General features: G+C 66.7%; 15 protein-coding genes. 13 read left to right on the top strand and 2 right to left on the bottom strand.

All coding sequences use genetic code 11. The features are described 5' to 3' along the window. Positions 1-70: 70 nt before the first annotated feature. From AC07YZ_RS13105 to AC07YZ_RS13045, 13 genes are all read left to right on the top strand, one after another. Entirely contained in the window at positions 71-982 is a 912-nt protein-coding gene (locus AC07YZ_RS13105; protein WP_494795054.1) for a sterol desaturase family protein, read from the top strand. A gap of 104 nt (positions 983-1086) precedes the next feature. Next, positions 1087-2685 carry a L,D-transpeptidase family protein gene (locus tag AC07YZ_RS13100; protein WP_494795053.1) on the top strand — a complete coding sequence of 533 codons (1599 nt, stop codon included), beginning with the start codon at positions 1087-1089 and terminating at the stop codon, positions 2683-2685. 219 nt (positions 2686-2904) lie between these two features. Further along, complete coding sequence (locus AC07YZ_RS13095; protein ID WP_494795052.1) at positions 2905-3360, top strand: SRPBCC family protein; 456 nt, start codon at positions 2905-2907, stop codon at positions 3358-3360. Positions 3361-3490: 130 nt separating this feature from the next. Further along, positions 3491-3835 carry an ArsR/SmtB family transcription factor gene (locus AC07YZ_RS13090; RefSeq protein ID WP_226492030.1) on the top strand — a complete coding sequence of 115 codons (345 nt, stop codon included), beginning with the start codon at positions 3491-3493 and terminating at the stop codon, positions 3833-3835. Continuing rightward, positions 3822-4301, top strand: a complete 480-nt coding sequence (locus AC07YZ_RS13085) for an SRPBCC family protein (RefSeq protein ID WP_226492031.1) — start codon at positions 3822-3824, stop codon at positions 4299-4301. Before AC07YZ_RS13090 ends, AC07YZ_RS13085 begins: the two co-directional genes overlap by 14 nt. Positions 4302-4512: 211 nt before the next feature. Then, the gene (locus AC07YZ_RS13080) at positions 4513-5403 is read left to right on the top strand and encodes a transporter substrate-binding domain-containing protein (protein WP_494795177.1); all 891 of its coding nucleotides are present in this window, start codon (positions 4513-4515) and stop codon (positions 5401-5403) included. A gap of 5 nt (positions 5404-5408) precedes the next feature. Next, complete coding sequence (locus AC07YZ_RS13075; protein WP_494795051.1) at positions 5409-6296, top strand: amino acid ABC transporter substrate-binding protein; 888 nt, start codon at positions 5409-5411, stop codon at positions 6294-6296. Between the two features lie 49 nt (positions 6297-6345). Further along, positions 6346-7248, top strand: a complete 903-nt coding sequence (locus tag AC07YZ_RS13070; RefSeq protein ID WP_226492034.1) for an amino acid ABC transporter substrate-binding protein — start codon at positions 6346-6348, stop codon at positions 7246-7248. 165 nt (positions 7249-7413) lie between these two features. After that, positions 7414-8154: an amino acid ABC transporter permease gene (locus AC07YZ_RS13065; RefSeq protein ID WP_494795050.1), complete on the top strand. Its 741-nt coding sequence runs from the start codon at positions 7414-7416 to the stop codon at positions 8152-8154. Position 8155: 1 nt separating this feature from the next. Next, on the top strand, positions 8156-8821 hold the full coding sequence (locus tag AC07YZ_RS13060) for an amino acid ABC transporter permease (protein WP_226492036.1): 666 nt from the start codon (positions 8156-8158) through the stop codon (positions 8819-8821). 17 nt (positions 8822-8838) lie between these two features. After that, entirely contained in the window at positions 8839-9573 is a 735-nt protein-coding gene (locus AC07YZ_RS13055) for an amino acid ABC transporter ATP-binding protein (RefSeq protein WP_494795049.1), read from the top strand. 185 nt (positions 9574-9758) lie between these two features. Continuing rightward, on the top strand, positions 9759-11657 hold the full coding sequence (locus AC07YZ_RS13050) for a sensor histidine kinase (RefSeq protein WP_226492038.1): 1899 nt from the start codon (positions 9759-9761) through the stop codon (positions 11655-11657). Then, positions 11654-12997 carry a sigma-54-dependent transcriptional regulator gene (locus tag AC07YZ_RS13045; RefSeq protein ID WP_494795048.1) on the top strand — a complete coding sequence of 448 codons (1344 nt, stop codon included), beginning with the start codon at positions 11654-11656 and terminating at the stop codon, positions 12995-12997. Before AC07YZ_RS13050 ends, AC07YZ_RS13045 begins: the two co-directional genes overlap by 4 nt. A gap of 120 nt (positions 12998-13117) precedes the next feature. Here AC07YZ_RS13045 and xdhB read toward each other — a convergent pair whose 3' ends face one another. Together xdhB and AC07YZ_RS13035 are read right to left on the bottom strand one after the other, a co-directional pair. Beyond that, positions 13118-15472, bottom strand: coding sequence for a xanthine dehydrogenase molybdopterin binding subunit (gene xdhB, locus AC07YZ_RS13040; protein ID WP_494795047.1), 2355 nt, complete (start codon positions 15470-15472; stop codon positions 13118-13120). Next, complete coding sequence (locus AC07YZ_RS13035) at positions 15469-17085, bottom strand: xanthine dehydrogenase small subunit (protein ID WP_494795046.1); 1617 nt, start codon at positions 17083-17085, stop codon at positions 15469-15471. Before AC07YZ_RS13035 ends, xdhB begins: the two co-directional genes overlap by 4 nt. Positions 17086-17159: the final 74 nt, after the last annotated feature.

Genomic DNA, 17159 nt, shown 5'->3' with positions numbered 1-17159 from the left:
TGGCCTCAATGGTCGTAACTGGACAGGGTGTCCAGTATTTGCCTGATGCCATTTTCACCGGAGTTTCCACATGATTCGCGTGCTCATCCGCTACCTGGCCTACCCCTGCATCGCCGTGGTGACCATCGCCTATCTCACGCACCAGTTGATGCTTCCCAAGGGGGAGTTGGGTGCCATGCATGGCATGTTCATTGCCGCGTTGGTGTTGGCGCTTGTGCTGCTGGAGACGTTCTGGCCGATGCAAAAACGCTGGCAGATGACCACACGTCTTTTCCTGAAGCGTGATCTTCCGTTCATGGCCCTCGGGGCGGCCACCATGGGGGCGGGCAATGTGGCCGCGTCGTGGGCTGTGCTGAACATGGGTTGGTTGCAACCGACCGCGTGGTTGTCGGACTTACCGGTGTTGCCGGCGGCCTTGCTGTCGCTGTGCGTCACCGATGGTCTGTGGTACGCGCTGCACCGCGCGAGCCACGAAGGCAAAGGACCACTGGGCCGTTGGCTCTGGCGTGTGCATGCGGCGCACCATCTGCCTCAGCAGGTCTATGTGTTGATGCACGCTGTGGCGCATCCGTTCAACACCGTCATGGTGCGTCTGATATTGACGGTTCCCCCCTGGTTGCTGGGGGTTTCGGTTGAGGCGCTGTTCGTCGCCAATGTGGTCACAGGCGTGCAGGGCCTGGTGTCTCACTTCAACGTGGACAGTCGGGTGGGCGTTTTCAATCACCTGCTCGTGGGCACCGAACTGCACCGCTGGCACCACGCCGTGGGTGTGCAGGGCAACTACGCTGCCGTGTTGCCGATGTGGGATCGGTTGTTTGGCACCTATGTGTACCGCCCAGGCGAAGCGCCCGGGGGTCTGGGCGTGGATGAACCCTGGGCTTTGCCCGCAGACACCGAGTTGGTCCGTGTGCTGATGGACCCGATGTGGCCGGTACAAGCTGCTGCCGAAAGCGCCCACGACCTCAAGGAGCCCGTCCGATAGCGACCGGCCGTTGAACCTCTGACACCCGCTTGCATCCCACCTGGGCCGGCCACCTTTAGACTTTGTGGGTCCAACGTTCAACGCCCGCCCCGGCGCATGACAGCATGCCCACCCTGCCCACCTTCTTGCACTCCCTGCGCAGCCTGGCGCTCGCGCTGGGGCTGGCCACGGGTGTTGCCTGGGCGTCCGAGGCGCCGTTGTGGTTCGACGCGGGCCGGCCCAGGCCCCAGGCCTGGCAGGCGGTGGAGCTGCTGGCCGATGCGCCCGGTCATGGGCTGGTGGCCGAAGACTACGGCGTCGATGCGCTGGGCCGGCAGGTGGCCGAAGCGGCCCTGGAGCCTGCGCTGGATGACCAGGCCCAGGAGCGGCTGGCGCAGGCGCTCAGCGGGGCCATGCAGCGCTATCTGAGCGACCTGCACCAGGGCCGGCTGGACCCACGCCAGATCGGTCACCATTTCGATCCGCCACCGCGCGATGGCTTTGACCCGGCGGCACGGCTGCGCGAGGGCCTACAGGCCGGACGGCTGGCCGATCTGGTGCGCGAGGCCGCGCCACGCTTGTCGCAGTACGAAGCGCTGCGCCAGGCCCTGGCCCGCATGCGGGCGCTGGCGGACCACCCCGCCTGGCAGCAGGAACTGCCCCCGTTGCCGCGCCCGGCCCGTCAGAAACCGGGCCGACCCGGCAAGCTGGAGCCCGGTCAGACCTGGGCCGGCATGGCCTTGCTGGCCGAACGGCTGCGACTGCTGGGCGACCTGGCCGCCGACGAGCCGCTGCCGGCGGTCTACGAAGGCGTGTGGGTGGAAGCGGTCCAGCGGTTCCAGGAGCACCATGGGTTGGAGGTGGACGGTGTGGTCGGCAAGGACACGTTGGCCGCGCTGCGGGTGACGCCGGGCGAGCGTGCGCAGCAGATCGCGCTCAATCTGGAGCGGCTGCGCTGGACGCCGCTGACCGAGGCACAGCGCATGATCGTGGTCAACATCCCGGAGTTCGTGCTGCGGGCCTACGAGATCCGCGAGGGCCGCATCGTCATCCACCAGACCATGAAGATCATCGTGGGCAAGGCCCTGGATACGCGCACGCCCGTGTTCGGAGAGGAAATGCGCAGCATCGAGTTCAGTCCCTACTGGAACGTGCCGCCGTCGATCGCGCGCAGCGAAACCGTTCCCAAGCTCCGGCGCGACCCCGCCTACCTGGCGCGCGAGGAGATGGAATTTGTGTTGGCCGACGGACGCATCGGCACCGAGGTCACCCCGGACGTATTGGCCGAGGTGATGGCGGGTCGTGCCCGCATACGCCAGCGCCCCGGGCCGAAGAATGCGCTCGGCGCGGTCAAGTTCTCTTTCCCGAACCGCGACAACATCTACCTGCACCACACGCCCGCGGCCCAGCTCTTTGGCAAGGGCCGCCGCGACTTCAGCCACGGTTGTGTGCGCGTCGAGCGTCCGGTGGAGCTGGCCCTGTTCGTGCTGCAGGACATGCCCCAGTGGACGGAGCAGCGTGTGCGCGAAGCCATGGCCGCGGGCCGCTTGCAGACCGTGCGGCTGGCCACACCGGTGCCGGTGCTGATCACCTATGGCACGGCGCTGGTGAAACAGGGGCGCCTGCATTTCTACCCCGACATCTACGGCCACGACCGTGAGCTGGCCGAGGCTCTGCAACAGCGCAAGGCTACGCCGGCGAGGTCCACCGCGGCCACCCGGTGAGCCGCCTGCCCACCTGGGCCGGCACCGGCCGCGCCACTTACATCACACAAGCGATCCCGCGCAGCACCTTCGATTTTTGAGATGCCTGGCAGCAGGGTTTTGCGGTGCCGTTTGACATGCAAGTATTTACTTGCATATTATCTGCTCCGTGTCTGGGGCATCGGCACAGCCGCCACCGCCCCGCACGCCGTGTTTTCAACCAACCCGCAAGGAGCAGTCATGGTGGATATCCTGAACAGAGTCGGCATCAAATCGTCCCCGGATGAGGTCTACAAAGCGTTGAGCACGCGCGAAGGCCTGGCCGGCTGGTGGACGACCCACACGCAAGGGGAGGGCAAGGTGGGCAGCGTGATCGCTTTTCGCTTCACGTCCGATGGCGCCGAGCTCGGCTCCATCCACATGAAGGTCCTGGAACTCCAGCCCGCCAAGCGGGTGCTGTGGCAGGTGGTCGATGGCCCCGAAGACTGGATCGGCACCACGGTCAGCTGGGACCTGCGGCAGGAGGGCGACTACTGCGTCGTGCTCCTCAAACACCAGGGCTGGAAGGAGCCGGTGGAATTCATGTACCACTGCACCACCAAGTGGGCGGTCTACATGGTGAGCCTGAAGTCGCTGCTGGAAACCGGCAAGGGCGCGCCCAACCCCCACGACGTCCGGCTCCACGACAAGGACTGATGCACCGCCAACCCGGCACCCGCGCCCGCGCTGGCCAGGCCCCGCGGCACCGCCGAACGCATATCATCGTTCGCGGCGCCGGGGTCTGCCTCCTTGACCCACGGTGCGCGTTCCTTGTGGTGAACCTATTTTGTCAACCCGGTTGTCGGACATCGATAAAGTCTTCAAAGCGCTGGCCGACCCGGGCCGCAGGCGCCTGCTGGATCTGCTGCACCAGGACAATGGCCAGACGCTCTCGGCCCTGTGTGAGCACATGGACATGACCCGCCAGGCCGTGACGCAGCACCTGCAGCAGCTCGAAGCGGCCAACCTTGTCGCCGTTGTCTGGCAGGGCCGGGAAAAGCTGCACTACCTGAACCCCGTGCCGCTGCACGAGATTCACGAGCGCTGGATTGGAAAATTCGAGCGCGCCCGCCTGGGTGCCCTGCACGATCTCAAGACGAAACTGGAAGGGGATGGACATGACAAAACCTGACTTCGTGTACGTGACCTACATCGCGACCACGCCCGAGAAGGTGTGGCAGGCCCTGGTGGACACCGACGTGATGCGCCAGTACTGGTGCGGTCTGAGCACGGATTGCCCGGGCTATGTGAACGTGTCGGACTGGCAGCCCGGCTCGCGCTGGGAGCACCAGCCCATGGACGGCTCGGGCGAGGCCCGCATCGTCGGTACGGTGATCGAGAGCCGTGCGCCGCGCCGGCTCGTCTACACCTGGGCCCGGCCGACGGACGCCGAGGACGCGTCGAAACACTCGCGGGTGGCGTTCGACATCGAACTGCACACGGACGGGCTCGTGCGGCTGACCGTCACCCACACCGACCTGGAGCGCGATCCCGAGATGCTCGCGGGCGTGTCGGGCGGCTGGCCGAAGGTGCTCTCGAACCTCAAGACCCTGCTCGAAACCGGCCAGGTGCTTCCGGGCTCCCCGTCGCGGGTCTGACGAAGCGGGGCCGCGTGGCCACGGCTGCGGTGGCGGTCGGAAATCCGTTTTTGGGTGTCGCTGGGGAAACGGATTTCCGTTCGCTCCGGCGCTTCGCAGGGGCCCCTGGCGCCCGAATTCCGCGGCTTTTTGCCCTTTTTAAGTCCGGGTCCTAGGGTTTGTACCGACTGGCATGGCGCTTGCGCTAAAGCCCGCAAGCCACACCATGACCATGACCCGCTTGCTGCCCTCCCTTCTGCTGCTGTGTTGCGCCCTGAACGCGCAGGCCCAGGCGCCCGTGCTGACCACGCTGCAGAAGATTTCCCAGACGGCCACGATCAACCTGGGGCACCGCGAGTCGTCGGTGCCGTTCTCGTACTACGACGATCGCCGCCAGGTGGTGGGCTATTCGCACGACCTGATGCTGGCGGTGACGGACAGCATCAAGAAGGAGCTCAAACTGCCCGCGCTGGCGGTCAAGCTGGTGCCGGTGACCTCCCAGAACCGCATTCCCCTGGTGCAAAACGGCTCGGTGGACCTGGAGTGTGGCTCCACCACACACAACCGCGAGCGGGCGCGCCATGTGGCGTTTTCGGTCTCCATCTTCCAGACCAGTTCGCGCCTGCTCACCCGGGTGGACTCGGGTGTCTCCGGCCTGGCCGATCTGAGCGGGCGGCGCGTGCTGGTCACCGCCGGCACCACGAGCGAGCGCCAGCTCATGCTGCACAGCGAGTCCACCGGTCTGAACGTCGATATCGTCACGGCCAAAGACCATGGCGAGGCGTTCGCGCAGCTGCAGAGCGGGCGGGCCGTGGCGTTTCTGATGGACGACGCCGTGCTCTACGGGCTGCGCGCCAAGGCGGACAAGCCCGAAGACTGGCGCGTGGTCGGCCAGCCCATGGCGGCCGAGGTGTACGCCTGCATGCTGCGCAAGGACGACCCCGCCTTCAAGGCGGTGGTGGACCGCAGCCTCACGCGCCTGATGCGCTCGGGCGAGGCCCTGAAAATCTACCGCCGCTGGTTCCAGAGCCCGATTCCGCCCAAGGGGCTGAACCTGAACTGGCCACCGCCGGACGCGTTGCTGGAGCTGTATCGGTCGCCGACCGATCAACCGTTGGGGTGATCACCATGGCCTGTCTGAACCGTTTTTTCTGGGCCGCGGCCCTGGCTTGCGCGCCGCTGTGGGTGGGGGCCGGTCCGGTGCTCGATCGCATCCAGAAAGAGGGCGTCATCGTGCTGGCGCACCGCGAGTCGTCGGTGCCGTTCTCGTTCCTCGACGCCGGCGGAAAGCCGGTGGGTTATTCGATCGATCTGTGTCTGAAGCTCGCCGAAGCCGTGCGCCAGAAGCTGGCGCTGGGCACCTTGGCCCACCGGTTCGTGCAGGTCACGCCGGCGAACCGCATCGCGGTGGTGGAAGAGGGCCAGGCCGACCTGGAGTGCGGCTCGACCACCAACAACGCCGAGCGCCGCCAGAAGGTGGCCTTCACCGTGCCGCACTACATCACCGGCGCACGCTACCTGGTGCGCGCGGACAGCGCGGTGCAGGTGGTGCGCGACTTCCGGGGGCAGAAAGTGGTCTCCACCAAGGGCACGACGCCGCTCAAGGCCGTGACCCGCGCCAACAGCGAATACCTGCTGGGCATCACGGTCCTGGAGGTCGATGACCATTCGCGCGCGGTCGAGATGGTGGAGCAGGGCCAGGCCGATGGTTTCGTGATGGACGACGTGCTGCTCTACGGCTTGGCCGCGGGGCGGCCCGACCCCAGCCGATTCAAGGTGGTCGGCAAGTTCCTGACCATCGAGCCGCTGGCCATCATGCTGCCGAAGAACGACCCGCAGTTCAAGAAACTGGTCGATGACGAGATGAAGCGGCTGATCCAGTCCAGAGAGGCACACGCCATTTACGACCGCTGGTTCAACCAGCCGATCCCACCGGCCAACCGGCCCTTGAACCTGCCCATGAACTACCTGCTGAAGGACTTCTGGAAGTACCCCACAGACCAGGTTCCCGGCTGAATATCTTTTTCTTTTCCTCCAACCCACCAACCAGAACAGGTGCATCTTTATGAAGAAATCGTTGTTTGTCGTGGCCGCCATGCTGGCCAGCTCGGCTGCCCTGGCGCAATCCGCCGACACCCTGAAGAAGATCAAGGACAGTGGCTCTGTGACGATGGGCGTGCGTGAAAGCTCGGGTGCCCTGTCCTACACGCTGGGCGACGGCAAGTTCGTGGGCTACCACGTGGAAATCTGCCAGAAGGTGCTGGGCGACATCCAGAAGCAGCTCGGCCTGGCCAAGCTGGACATCAAGTACCAGCCGGTGACCTCGCAGAACCGCATCCCCCTGGTGCAGAACGGCACGGTGGACATCGAATGCGGCTCCACCACCAACAACGCCGCGCGCCAGAAGGACGTTTCCTTCGCCGTGACCACGTTCGTGGAAGAAGTGCGCATCGCGGTGAAGGCCAATTCCGGTATCACCTCCGTGGCCCAGCTCAACGGCAAGAAGGTCGCCACCACCACCGGCACCACCTCCGTGCAGACCCTGCGCAAGAACGAGCGCGCCACCGGCGTGGACTTCGAGCAGGTCTACGGCAAGGACCACGCCGACAGCTTCCTGCTGCTGGAGAGCGGCCGTGCCGACGCCTTTGTGATGGACGGCGCCATCCTGGCCGGCAACATCGCCAAGGCCAAGAACCCGGCCGACTTCAAGATCGTCGGTGAAGTGCTGTCGGTCGAGCCCATCGCCATCATGATCCCCAAGGACGACGCCGCCTTCAAGAAGGCCGTGGACGACAGCGTCAAGGCCATGATGAAGTCGGGCGAAGTGGCCAAGCTGTGGACCAAGTGGTTCGAGCAGCCCATTCCCCCGGCCAACACCAAGGTCGGCATGGTTGCCAACGAAAACACCAAGGCGGCCTGGGCCACCCCGAACGACAAGCCGATGGAAGATTACGCCGTCAAGAAGTAAGGCCCCCACGCTCCGCCGCTGCGCGGGTCGCTGCCCCCCGAGGGGGCGCTGGGCCTGCCTTGGGGCGGCCCGGCGGCTGGCCCTTTGGCTTTCACGCTCCGCTGCTTTGCGGGTCGCTGCCCCCGGTGAAGACCGGGCGGCTTCTTTTTATTGAGGGAAATCTCCATGAGCACATGGGATTGGCAGGTGTTCTGCAAGGACACCATCGACGGCGAGGTGCGCCCCAGCTGTTTTGGCCAGGGCGGCGACATCACCTACCTGGACTGGCTGCTGTCGGCCTGGGGCTGGACGCTGAGCGTCGCCGTGCTGGCCCTGGTGGTGGCGCTGGTGGTGGGCTCGGTCATGGGCATCTTCCGCACCACGCCCAGCAGGGCGCTGGTGGTGATCGGCAACGTGTGGACCGAGCTGTTCCGCAACATTCCGCTGCTGGTGCAGGTGTTCCTGTGGTACCACGTGCTGCCGGCGCTGATCCCGCCGCTCCAGCAGGTGCCCAGCTTCATTCTGGTGGTGTTCGCGCTGGGCTTCTTCACCTCGGCGCGCATCGCCGAGCAGGTGCGCGCCGGCATCCAGAGCCTGCCCAAGGGCCAGCGCTACGCCGGGCTGGCCATGGGCCTGACGCTGACGCAGACCTACCGCTACGTGCTGCTGCCGATGGCGTTTCGCATCGTCATCCCGCCGCTGACCAGCGAGAGCATGAACATCATCAAGAACTCCTCGGTGGCGTTCGCGGTGTCCATCGCCGAACTCACCATGTTCGCCATGCAGGCGCAGGAAGAAACCTCGCGCGGTGTCGAGGTCTACCTGGCCGTGACCGGGCTGTACTTCGTCTCGGCCTTCGTCATCAACCGCATCGCCCTGTTCATCGAAAACAAGGTCCAGGTGCCCGGCATGATCGGAGGGCATTGACATGAATCTCGATTTCGCTTTCCTCGACTGGTCGGTCTTTTCGAGCTTCGTGCTCAAGGGGCTGATCTTTTCGGTACAGCTCACGCTGGTGGCGATGCTCGGTGGCATCGCGCTGGGCACGGTGCTCGCGCTCATGCGTCTGTCGGGCAAGAAGTGGCTGGTGATGCCGGCCGCGTTCTACGTGAACACGCTGCGCTCCATCCCGCTGGTGATGGTGATCCTGTGGTTCTTCCTGCTGATCCCGCTGCTGATCGGGCGGCCCATGGGCGCGGAGCTCTCGGCCATCATCACCTTCACGGTGTTCGAGGCGGCCTACTACTCCGAGATCATGCGCGCGGGCATCCAGAGCGTGCCCAAGGGCCAGGTCAACGCCGGTTACGCGGTGGGCATGACCTATGGCCAGACCATGCAACTGATCGTGCTGCCGCAGGCCTTCCGCAACATGCTGCCGGTGCTGATGACCCAGACCATCATCCTGTTCCAGGACACCTCGCTGGTCTACGCCATCGGGGCCTACGACCTGCTCAAGGGCTTCGAGGTGGCGGGCAAGAACTTCAACCGGCCGGTGGAGACCTACCTCGTGGCCGCCGTCGTCTATTTCGTCATTTGTTTCTCGCTGTCGATGCTGGTGCGTCGCCTGCAGAAGAAGATCGCCATCATCCGCTGAGGATCAGGAGCACAACCATGATCGACATCAAGAACGTTTCCAAGTGGTACGGCAGCTTCCAGGTGCTGACCGACTGCACCACCTCCATCCAGAAGGGTGAGGTGGTGGTGGTCTGCGGCCCGTCGGGCTCGGGCAAGTCCACGCTGATCAAGACCGTCAACGCGCTGGAGCCCTTCCAGAAGGGCGACATCGTGGTCGACGGCATCTCGATCGCCGACCCCAAGACCAACCTGCCCAAGCTGCGCAGCCGCGTGGGCATGGTGTTCCAGCATTTCGAGCTGTTCCCGCACCTGTCGGTGACCGAGAACCTGACGCTGGCGCAGATCAAGGTGCTGGGCCGCAGCACCGACGATGCGAAGGCCCGCGGCCTGAAGATGCTCGACCGCGTCGGCCTGATGGCCCACAAGGACAAGTTCCCCGGCCAACTCTCGGGTGGCCAGCAGCAGCGCGTGGCGATTGCGCGCGCGCTGAGCATGGACCCGATCGTGATGCTGTTTGACGAGCCGACCTCGGCGCTCGACCCCGAGATGGTGGGCGAGGTGCTGGACGTGATGGTCAAGCTCGCCCAGGAGGGCATGACCATGATGGTGGTGACGCACGAGATGGGTTTTGCCAAGAAGGTCAGCCACCGCGTGATCTTCATGGATGCCGGCAAAATCGTCGAAGATTGCCCGCGCGATGCGTTCTTCGGAAACCCGGACGCGCGTTCGCCCCGGGCCAAGGATTTCCTCTCAAAAATCCTGGCCCACTGATACCGGTTTGCCTTCAAAGCGATAACTGCGTTGCTGAAGCCTTGCCGTGCTATAGCACTGTCTGCGGCTTCGCGCCTTGTTCTCACTTTGAATGCAAAGCCGTATGAGCCTTTCTTTTTGAGGTCGTCATCCACCCAGCACAGCCGTTCGGTCCGCCTCCACCCCCGCCGCGCCGCCGGCCCGGGGTGGCCCTGCGGCGCGCGCTGCTGGCGCTGGTGGCCCTGGCCCTCGTTGCCGCGTCGGGCTATGCGGTCTATGAGCGCAGCTTTGCCCAGGGCGCGAGCAGCCTGAAGGCCGCGTCCAACGGCCGGCTCGATCTGTTTGCCTCGGTGGTGGAGGCCCGTGTGCGGCGCCTGGAGCCGGTGCCGGCGACCATCCAGCTCAACCCCGTGGTGGTGCGGCTGCTGCAGACGCCCAGCGCCGCGCACGCCGACGCCGCCAACGACTACCTGTCCCGCCTCAATGCCCACCTGGGCAGCCTGGCGGTGTTTGTGCTGGACGTGCGCGGTGTGGTGCGGGCCTCCAGCAACGCGGTGCAGCGCGACGACAGCCTGCGCGGCGAAGATGTTTCGTACCGCCCGTACTTTCTGGAGGCCCTGGCCGGGCGCTCGACGCGCCACTTCGCCATCGGCAGCGGTGGGTATGCGGGCTATTTCGCGTCGCACCCCATTTACGACGGCCCCCGGGTGGTGGGGGTGGCGGCCATCAAGATCGGACTGGACGCGCTGGAACAGACCTGGCCGATGCTGGGTGCGCCCGCGCTGGTGGCCGACGCCAACCAGGTGGTGATCCTGTCGTCCCAGCCCGCGTGGCGGTACACCTCGCTAGCACCCTTGCCCACCGAGCGCCGGGTGGACTTGCAATTGGCCCAGACCTACGGCGCCCTGCGCCTGCCCCTGTTCCCGTTGAAGGTGGAACTCTCGGTGGACGAGGACACGCAAGAGGTGCAGGGCCTGCTGCGCGGCGACGAGGCCAAGGTGTCGGCGGCGCTGGGCCAGGCGCGCAACCGGGCGGACTTCATGGTCCTGGGGCGTTCGCTGGACGGCATGGACTGGCGGGTGCTGATCTTCACCAGCCTGGCGTCGGTGCGGCACCAGGCCTTGCTGGACGGCGTGGGCGGCGCCGTGTCCGTGGCCTTCCTGATCCTGCTGGCGCTCTTCTGGGCGCAGCGCCAGCGCATCGAGCGCCAGAAGCTGGGCGCCAAACGCCTGCTCGAACAGGCCAACGCCGAGCTGGAGCAGGAGGTGGGTCGAAGGACGCAGGAACTCACCGACGCCAACACCCTGCTGCGCAAAGAGGTTGCCGAGCGCGAGCAGACCGAAAAGACCCTGCGTGCGGCGCAGGACGGCCTGGTGCACGCGGGCAAGATGGCCGTGCTGGGCCAGCTCGCCGCCAGCATCACCCACGAGCTCACGCAGCCGCTGGGCGCGATCCGCACCCTGTCGGGCAACGCGGCCGAATTCCTGCGGCGGGGCAACGCCGCCGCGGCGCAGGACAACCTCTCGATCATGGCCCGGCTGGTGGAGCAGATGGCGCGCATCATCGACCCGCTCAAGAGCTTTTCGCGCAAGTCGACCGCCTGCCCCGAGGCGACCGACGCGGGCCGCGTGGTGGAGCAGGCGCTGTTCCTGTTCCAGCTGCGCCTGCGCCACGAAAAGGTGGAGGTCGACAACCGCTGCCAGCCCGGGCAGTGGACGGTGTGGTGCGACGCCAACCGGCTGGAGCAGGTGCTGATCAACCTGATCGGGAACGCGCTCGATGCCCTGCGCGACGCGCCGCACAAGCGGCTGCAGATCACGGCCGAACCGCTGCCGGCGGCGCAGCCGCCCGCGCTGGCGATCCATGTGCAGGACAGCGGCAAGGGCCTGAGCGAGACCGACCTGGCGCACCTGTTCCAGCCTTTCTACACCACCAAGGCCAGTGGCGCCGGCCTTGGGCTGGGCCTGGTGATCTGCCGCGACATTGCCGCAGAATTCCAGGGTGAACTGCAGGCGCACAACGTCCCCGGTGGCGGTGCCTGTTTCACGCTCACCGTGCCCCTCTGGCAAGCTTCCATGCACCCGAAAACCCCTGTGACCCCATGAACCGCGCCCTGACCGTCCTTTTGGTGGAAGACGATGCCGCCGTGCAGCTGGGCTGCGTGCAGGCGCTGCAACTGGCCGACATCCCGGTGCGCGCCTTCGATTCGGCCGAGGCCGTGTTGCCCCACATCAGCCCCGGGCTTGCCGGCGTGATCGTGACCGACATGCGCCTGCCTGGGGCCGACGGCCTGTCGGTGATCTGCGAGGCGCGCGACATCGACCCCGACCTGCCGGTGATCATGATCACCGGCCACGGCGACGTGAACCTGGCCGTCCAGGCCATGCGCAGCGGCGCCTACGACTTCATCCCCAAGCCCTTCTCGCCCGAGCAGCTGGTGGAGGTGGTGCAGCGCGCGCTGGAGAAGCGCCGCCTGACGCTGGAGGTGGCGAACCTGCGCCGCGCGCTGTCGCTGAGCGAAGGCCTGGAAGGCCAGCTGGTGGGCCATTCCCCCGCCATCCGCCGCGTGCGCCAACTGGTGATGGAGGTGGCGGATTCGCCGGTGGACGTGCTCATCCGCGGCGAGACGGGCACCGGCAAGGAAGTGGTGGCCCGCGCCCTGCACGAGCATTCGCGGCGCAGCAAGGCACCCTACGTGGCGCTGAACTGCGGTGGCCTGCCCGACTCGCTGCTGGACAGCGAGCTGTTTGGCCACGAGGCGGGGGCCTTCACCGGCGCTCAGAAGCGCCGCATCGGGCGCATCGAACACGCCCACGGCGGCACCCTGTTTCTGGACGAACTCGAAAGCATGCCGATGGGTGTGCAGGTGAAGCTGCTGCGGGTGCTGCAGGAGCGCAGCCTCGAACGCCTGGGCTCCAACCAGAGCCAGCCGGTGGACGTGCGCGTGGTCGCCGCGACCAAGGACGATCTGCTGGCCCGGGCCCAGCAGGGCAGCTTCCGCGCCGACCTGGTGTACCGGCTGAACGTGGTCAACATCGAGCTGCCGCCCCTGCGCGAGCGCCGAGATGACATCCCCATGCTGCTGGAGCATTTCATGCTGCTGGCGGCCAGCCGCTATGGTCGCCCCCAGCCGACGATTCCCCAGGCCCAGCTGCGCCAGCTCATGGCGCGGGACTGGCCCGGCAACGTGCGCGAGCTGCGCAACGTGGCCGATGCGCTGGTGCTGGGCGTTGGCCCGCAGTGGGTGTCACCGCACGGACCGGCGCCCGATGGCTCCGGGGGCGAGGCGCAGCCCACGCTGACCGAAACGGTGGAGCAGTTCGAGCGCAGCCTGATCGCCGATGCCCTGCAGCGGCACGCCGGCAACGTGGGCCAGACCGCCAAGGCCCTGAACGTGCCCAAGACCACGCTGGTGGACAAGATCAAAAAACACGGCTTGAGGTAGGCCCACAGCGCCGCATAGGCCCCTTCAGGGCAGCCGTGGAACTGGCTTTGCCAGGCCACAGGCTGCGTTCCCCCTCCCGCAGGAGAGGGGGGAAGACGCGCAGCGGCGCAGGGGGGTGTCTCAGCTAAGCGCGCGCAACACCTCTTCGGCCGTGGCCGGCGCGTTCACCAGCAGCGCATCGCCGCCCGCCTGCGCCACCGCGTCGCGCAGCGCCTCGTACACGCTGATGGCCAGCATGAGCGGGGGCTCGCCCACGGCCTTGCTGCCGTGCACGTTGTCCTCGCGGTTGGCTTCGGGCCAGAGCGCGATCCTGAAGTGCGCGGGCACGTCGCCGGTGGCGGGAATCTTGTAGGTGCTGGGGGCGTGGGTCTGCAGATAGCCTTTGCCGTTCCACACCAGTTGTTCGGTGGTGAGCCAGCCCATGCCCTGGATGAAACCGCCTTCGATCTGGCCGATGTCGATGGCCGGGTTGATGCTGTGGCCGACGTCGTGCAGGATGTCCACCTTCAGCACGCGGTACTCGCCCGTGAGTGTGTCGATAGCGACTTCGCTGACCGCCGCACCGTAGGCAAAGTAGTAGAACGGCCGGCCGGTGAGGGTGGTCTTGTCGTAGTGGATCTTGGGCGTGCGGTAGAAGCCGTCGCTCCAGAGCTGGATGCGGTTGGCGTAGGCCGCGCCCACCACGTCTTCCCAGCGGCGCGTGCTCTTGTCGGTGACGACCTGGCCGCCTTCGAAGCGCACCGCGCCTGCGCCGCAGCCGTCGAGCCCGGCCACGAAAGCGGCCAGGTTGTCGCGCACGCGGCGCGCGGCGAACTGCGCAGCGCGGCCGTTCAGGTCGGTGCCGCTGCTGGCCGCGGTGGCGCTGGCGTTGGGCACCTTGCTGGTGTCGCTGGCGGTGGCGAGCACGCGCTCGAACGGCACGCCGAGTTCGTCGGCCACGATCTGCGCCACCTTGGTGTTCAGGCCCTGGCCCATCTCGGTGCCGCCGTGGTTCACCATCACGCTGCCATCGGTGTAGACGTGCACCAGCGCACCGGCCTGGTTGAACAGGGTGGCGGTGAAGCTGATGCCGAATTTCACCGGCGTGAGCGCCAGGCCTTTTTTGATGACGGGGCTCTGCGCGTTGAAGGCTTCGATCTGTTCGCGTCGTTCGCGGTAGCCGCTGGTGAGGGCGAGCTGGGTCATCAGCGGTTCGAGGATGTTGTCTTCCACCTTCATCTGGTAGTGCGTGACGTTGCGCTCCGTGATGCCGTACAGGTTGCGCAGCCGCACGTCCAGCGGGTCCAGTCCCAGCGTGCGCGCGATGTCGCCCAGGATGCGCTCGATCACGATCACGCCCTGCGGGCCGCCGAAGCCGCGGAAGGCGGTATGGCTCTGGGTGTTGGTCTTGCAGCGGTAGCTGGAGATGGCCACGTCTTCGAGGAAGTAGGCGTTGTCGGCGTGGAAGATGGCGCGGTCGGCCACCGGGCCGGAGAGGTCGGCGCTGAAGCCGCAGTTGACCAGCATCTCCAGCTCCAGCCCGCAGAGCAGGCCGCTGTGATCAAAGCCCACGCGGTAGTGGTAGGCGAAGGGGTGGCGCTTGCCGGTGATCATGAAATCGTCGTCGCGGTCCAGCCGCAGCTTGACCGGGCATTTCAGCTGGTTCGCGGCGATGGCGGCCCACACGGCCAGGTGGCCGGCCTGTGTTTCCTTGCCGCCGAAGCCGCCGCCCATGCGCCGGCATTCGACCGTGACAGCATGGTTCGGCAGCCCCAGGGCGTGCGACACCCAGTGCTGCACCTCGCCGGGGTGCTGGGTGCTGCTGTAGACCCACCACTGGTTCTGCTCCAGCGGCAGCACGTAGGCGACCTGGCCTTCGAGGTAGAAGTGTTCCTGACCGCCGACTTCGAAACGGCCTTCGAGCTGGTGCGGCGCGCGCCGGAGCGCGGCCTTCGCATCGCCCCGGCGCACTTCCACAGGTGGCAACACATAGCTTTCCAGCGCGTGCGCCTCGTGCACGTTGAGCACGGCGGGCAGTGGCTCGATGTCCAGCTTCACGAGCCGCGCGGCGCGGCGCGCGGTCATCACGTCGTCGGCGACCACCAGCGCGATCACCTGGCCGGTGAACAGCACGGTGTCGAGCGCGAACACCGGTTCGTCGTGCGCGAAGGCGGCCAGCGTCGTGTCGCCGGGGATGTCGCCCGCGTCGATCACCGCGCGCACGCCGGGCAGGGCCAGCGCGGCGGAGGTGTCGAGCTTGCGCAGGATGCCGTGGGCCACGGGCGAGCAGACCGGCGCCGCGTGCAGCGTGCCGCGCACCTCGGGAATGTCGTCGATGTAGGTGGCGGCGCCAGCCACCTGGGCGCGGGCGCTTTCGTGGAATTTGGATTGACCGGCTGCAGACAATCCCGTTCGGGCCAGGCCCGCCGAAGCCTTTGCGAGTCCTTCGACGGGCTTGGGTTTCTGCATCACGAGTTTCAGATCGGGGGCGTTCATGCCAGGGCCTCCAGCGTTGCCGCGTTCAGGCTGTCGAGGTTGATGGCCGTCATGCCCTGGCTCTCCAGCCAGAAACGCTGCAGCAGGTTGCCCAGCACGGTCTGGCGGTAGGCGGCGCTGGCGCGCATGTCGCTGATGGGCTGGAACTCGGCGCGCAGCGCGGCGGTGGCCGCCATCACGGTGTCGGCGTTCCAGCGGTGGCCGAGCAGGGCGGCTTCGGTCTGGCGCGCGCGGGCCGGCGTGGCGGCCACGCCGCCCGCGCCGATGGAGACTTGCTGCACGACGCCGTCTTTCAGGGTCATCTGGATGGCGAGGCAGACGGCGGAGATGTCGTCGTCGAAGCGTTTGCTGATCTTGTAGACGCGCATGAACTCTCTGCCCTCACCCCCGCCCTCTCCCGCAAGCGGGAGAGGGGGTGACTTCCCTTCGTTGGCGGATCGCATTGTCTGGCTCCCTCTCCCGCTTGCGGGAAAGGGTTGGGGTGAGGGTGCACCCGGCCGCGGCACCTTGATCCAGCACAACAGTTCGTCCGCCCGCATCACGTTCGTGCGGTACCCGGTGTACAGATCCTCCAGCCGCAGCTCGCGGTGGGCGATCTCGCCGCCCGTGGCGGTCTTCTTCCAGCGCATCAGCACCACGCTGGCGCCCAGCGCGATCAACAGCGGCATGGAGTCGCCGATGGGCGAGCCGTTGGCCACGTTGCCGCCCAGCGTGCCGGCATTGCGCACCGGCAGGCCGGCAAAGCGCTGGCTGAAGGTCTGCAGCTGCGGGCGTTCGGCCACCAGCGCGGCAAAGGCATCGGTCAGCGAGACGGCCGCGCCGATGGCGATGTGGTGCGGGTAGGTTTCCACGCGCTGCAGTTCGCGCGCGGCCGTCACGTCCAGCACGCGCTCGAAACGCTGGTGCAGTTTCGTGACCCACAGGCCCACGTCGGTGCAGCCGGCCACGACCTGGGCCTTGGGAAACTTCGCCCGTTGCTGCAGCAGCGCGGCCAGCGTGGTGGGGCGCAGGTAGTTTTCATCGCCGTTCTGGCGGGACTGCAGCGCCTTGAGCGCCGCCAGCGTGGCCGCCTCGTCCACGCCACAGCCGGCGGGCAGCGGCAGGTCGCCCATTTTTTCAGCGGCCTCAAGGATGGGGCGGTAGCCGGTGCAGCGGCAGAGGTTGCCCGAGAGATCGGCCTGGGCTTGTTCTCGGGTGATGCCTTGTCCTCCACCACTGTTCTGATACATGCCGAACAGGCTCATCACGAACCCCGGCGTGCAGAAACCGCATTGGCTGCCGTGGCACTGCACCATGGCTTCCTGCGCCGGGTGCAGCTCGCCGTTTTCTGCGGCCAGGTCTTCGGCGGTGAACACCGCCATGCCGTCCACCGAATGGGCCAGTCGGATGCAGCTGTTGACCGCTCGGTAGCGCAGCTGGTCGCCCACCGCCTCGCCCAGCACCACGGTGCAGGCGCCGCAGTCCCCTTCGCCGCAGCCTTCCTTGGTGGCGGTGAGGTGCAGGTCTTCGCGCAGCACCTCCAGCAGGGTGCGCTCGGGTGCTACATTGCCCACCGCCACGGGCTGGCCGCGCCGGACGAATCTCAGGGTTTGTGCGGAGTTTCTGGAAATCATGCGCGCCAGCATAGCGCCCACCCCATGGCACAACATATGCTCAGCCATATGGCCCGAATGCCAAAACAGCCATT

The organism is Hydrogenophaga sp. GW101-3F08 (assembly GCF_059424585.1).
This window is presented reverse-complemented; position numbering and strand designations above follow the sequence as displayed.

What these genes read in the sequence shown, in the direction of transcription:
- AC07YZ_RS13085 (WP_226492031.1), top strand. Translation starts at nt 3,822, where the DNA reads ATGACAAAACCTGACTTCGTGTACGTGACCTACATCGCGACCACGCCC.
- AC07YZ_RS13060 (WP_226492036.1), top strand. Translation starts at nt 8,156, where the DNA reads ATGAATCTCGATTTCGCTTTCCTCGACTGGTCGGTCTTTTCGAGCTTC.
- AC07YZ_RS13075 (WP_494795051.1), top strand. Translation starts at nt 5,409, where the DNA reads ATGGCCTGTCTGAACCGTTTTTTCTGGGCCGCGGCCCTGGCTTGCGCG.
- xdhB (WP_494795047.1), bottom strand. Translation starts at nt 15,472, where the DNA reads ATGAACGCCCCCGATCTGAAACTCGTGATGCAGAAACCCAAGCCCGTC.
- AC07YZ_RS13105 (WP_494795054.1), top strand. Translation starts at nt 71, where the DNA reads ATGATTCGCGTGCTCATCCGCTACCTGGCCTACCCCTGCATCGCCGTG.
- AC07YZ_RS13070 (WP_226492034.1), top strand. Translation starts at nt 6,346, where the DNA reads ATGAAGAAATCGTTGTTTGTCGTGGCCGCCATGCTGGCCAGCTCGGCT.
- AC07YZ_RS13045 (WP_494795048.1), top strand. Translation starts at nt 11,654, where the DNA reads ATGAACCGCGCCCTGACCGTCCTTTTGGTGGAAGACGATGCCGCCGTG.
- AC07YZ_RS13095 (WP_494795052.1), top strand. Translation starts at nt 2,905, where the DNA reads ATGGTGGATATCCTGAACAGAGTCGGCATCAAATCGTCCCCGGATGAG.
- AC07YZ_RS13080 (WP_494795177.1), top strand. Translation starts at nt 4,513, where the DNA reads ATGACCCGCTTGCTGCCCTCCCTTCTGCTGCTGTGTTGCGCCCTGAAC.
- AC07YZ_RS13100 (WP_494795053.1), top strand. Translation starts at nt 1,087, where the DNA reads ATGCCCACCCTGCCCACCTTCTTGCACTCCCTGCGCAGCCTGGCGCTC.
- AC07YZ_RS13035 (WP_494795046.1), bottom strand. Translation starts at nt 17,085, where the DNA reads ATGATTTCCAGAAACTCCGCACAAACCCTGAGATTCGTCCGGCGCGGC.
- AC07YZ_RS13065 (WP_494795050.1), top strand. Translation starts at nt 7,414, where the DNA reads ATGAGCACATGGGATTGGCAGGTGTTCTGCAAGGACACCATCGACGGC.
- AC07YZ_RS13055 (WP_494795049.1), top strand. Translation starts at nt 8,839, where the DNA reads ATGATCGACATCAAGAACGTTTCCAAGTGGTACGGCAGCTTCCAGGTG.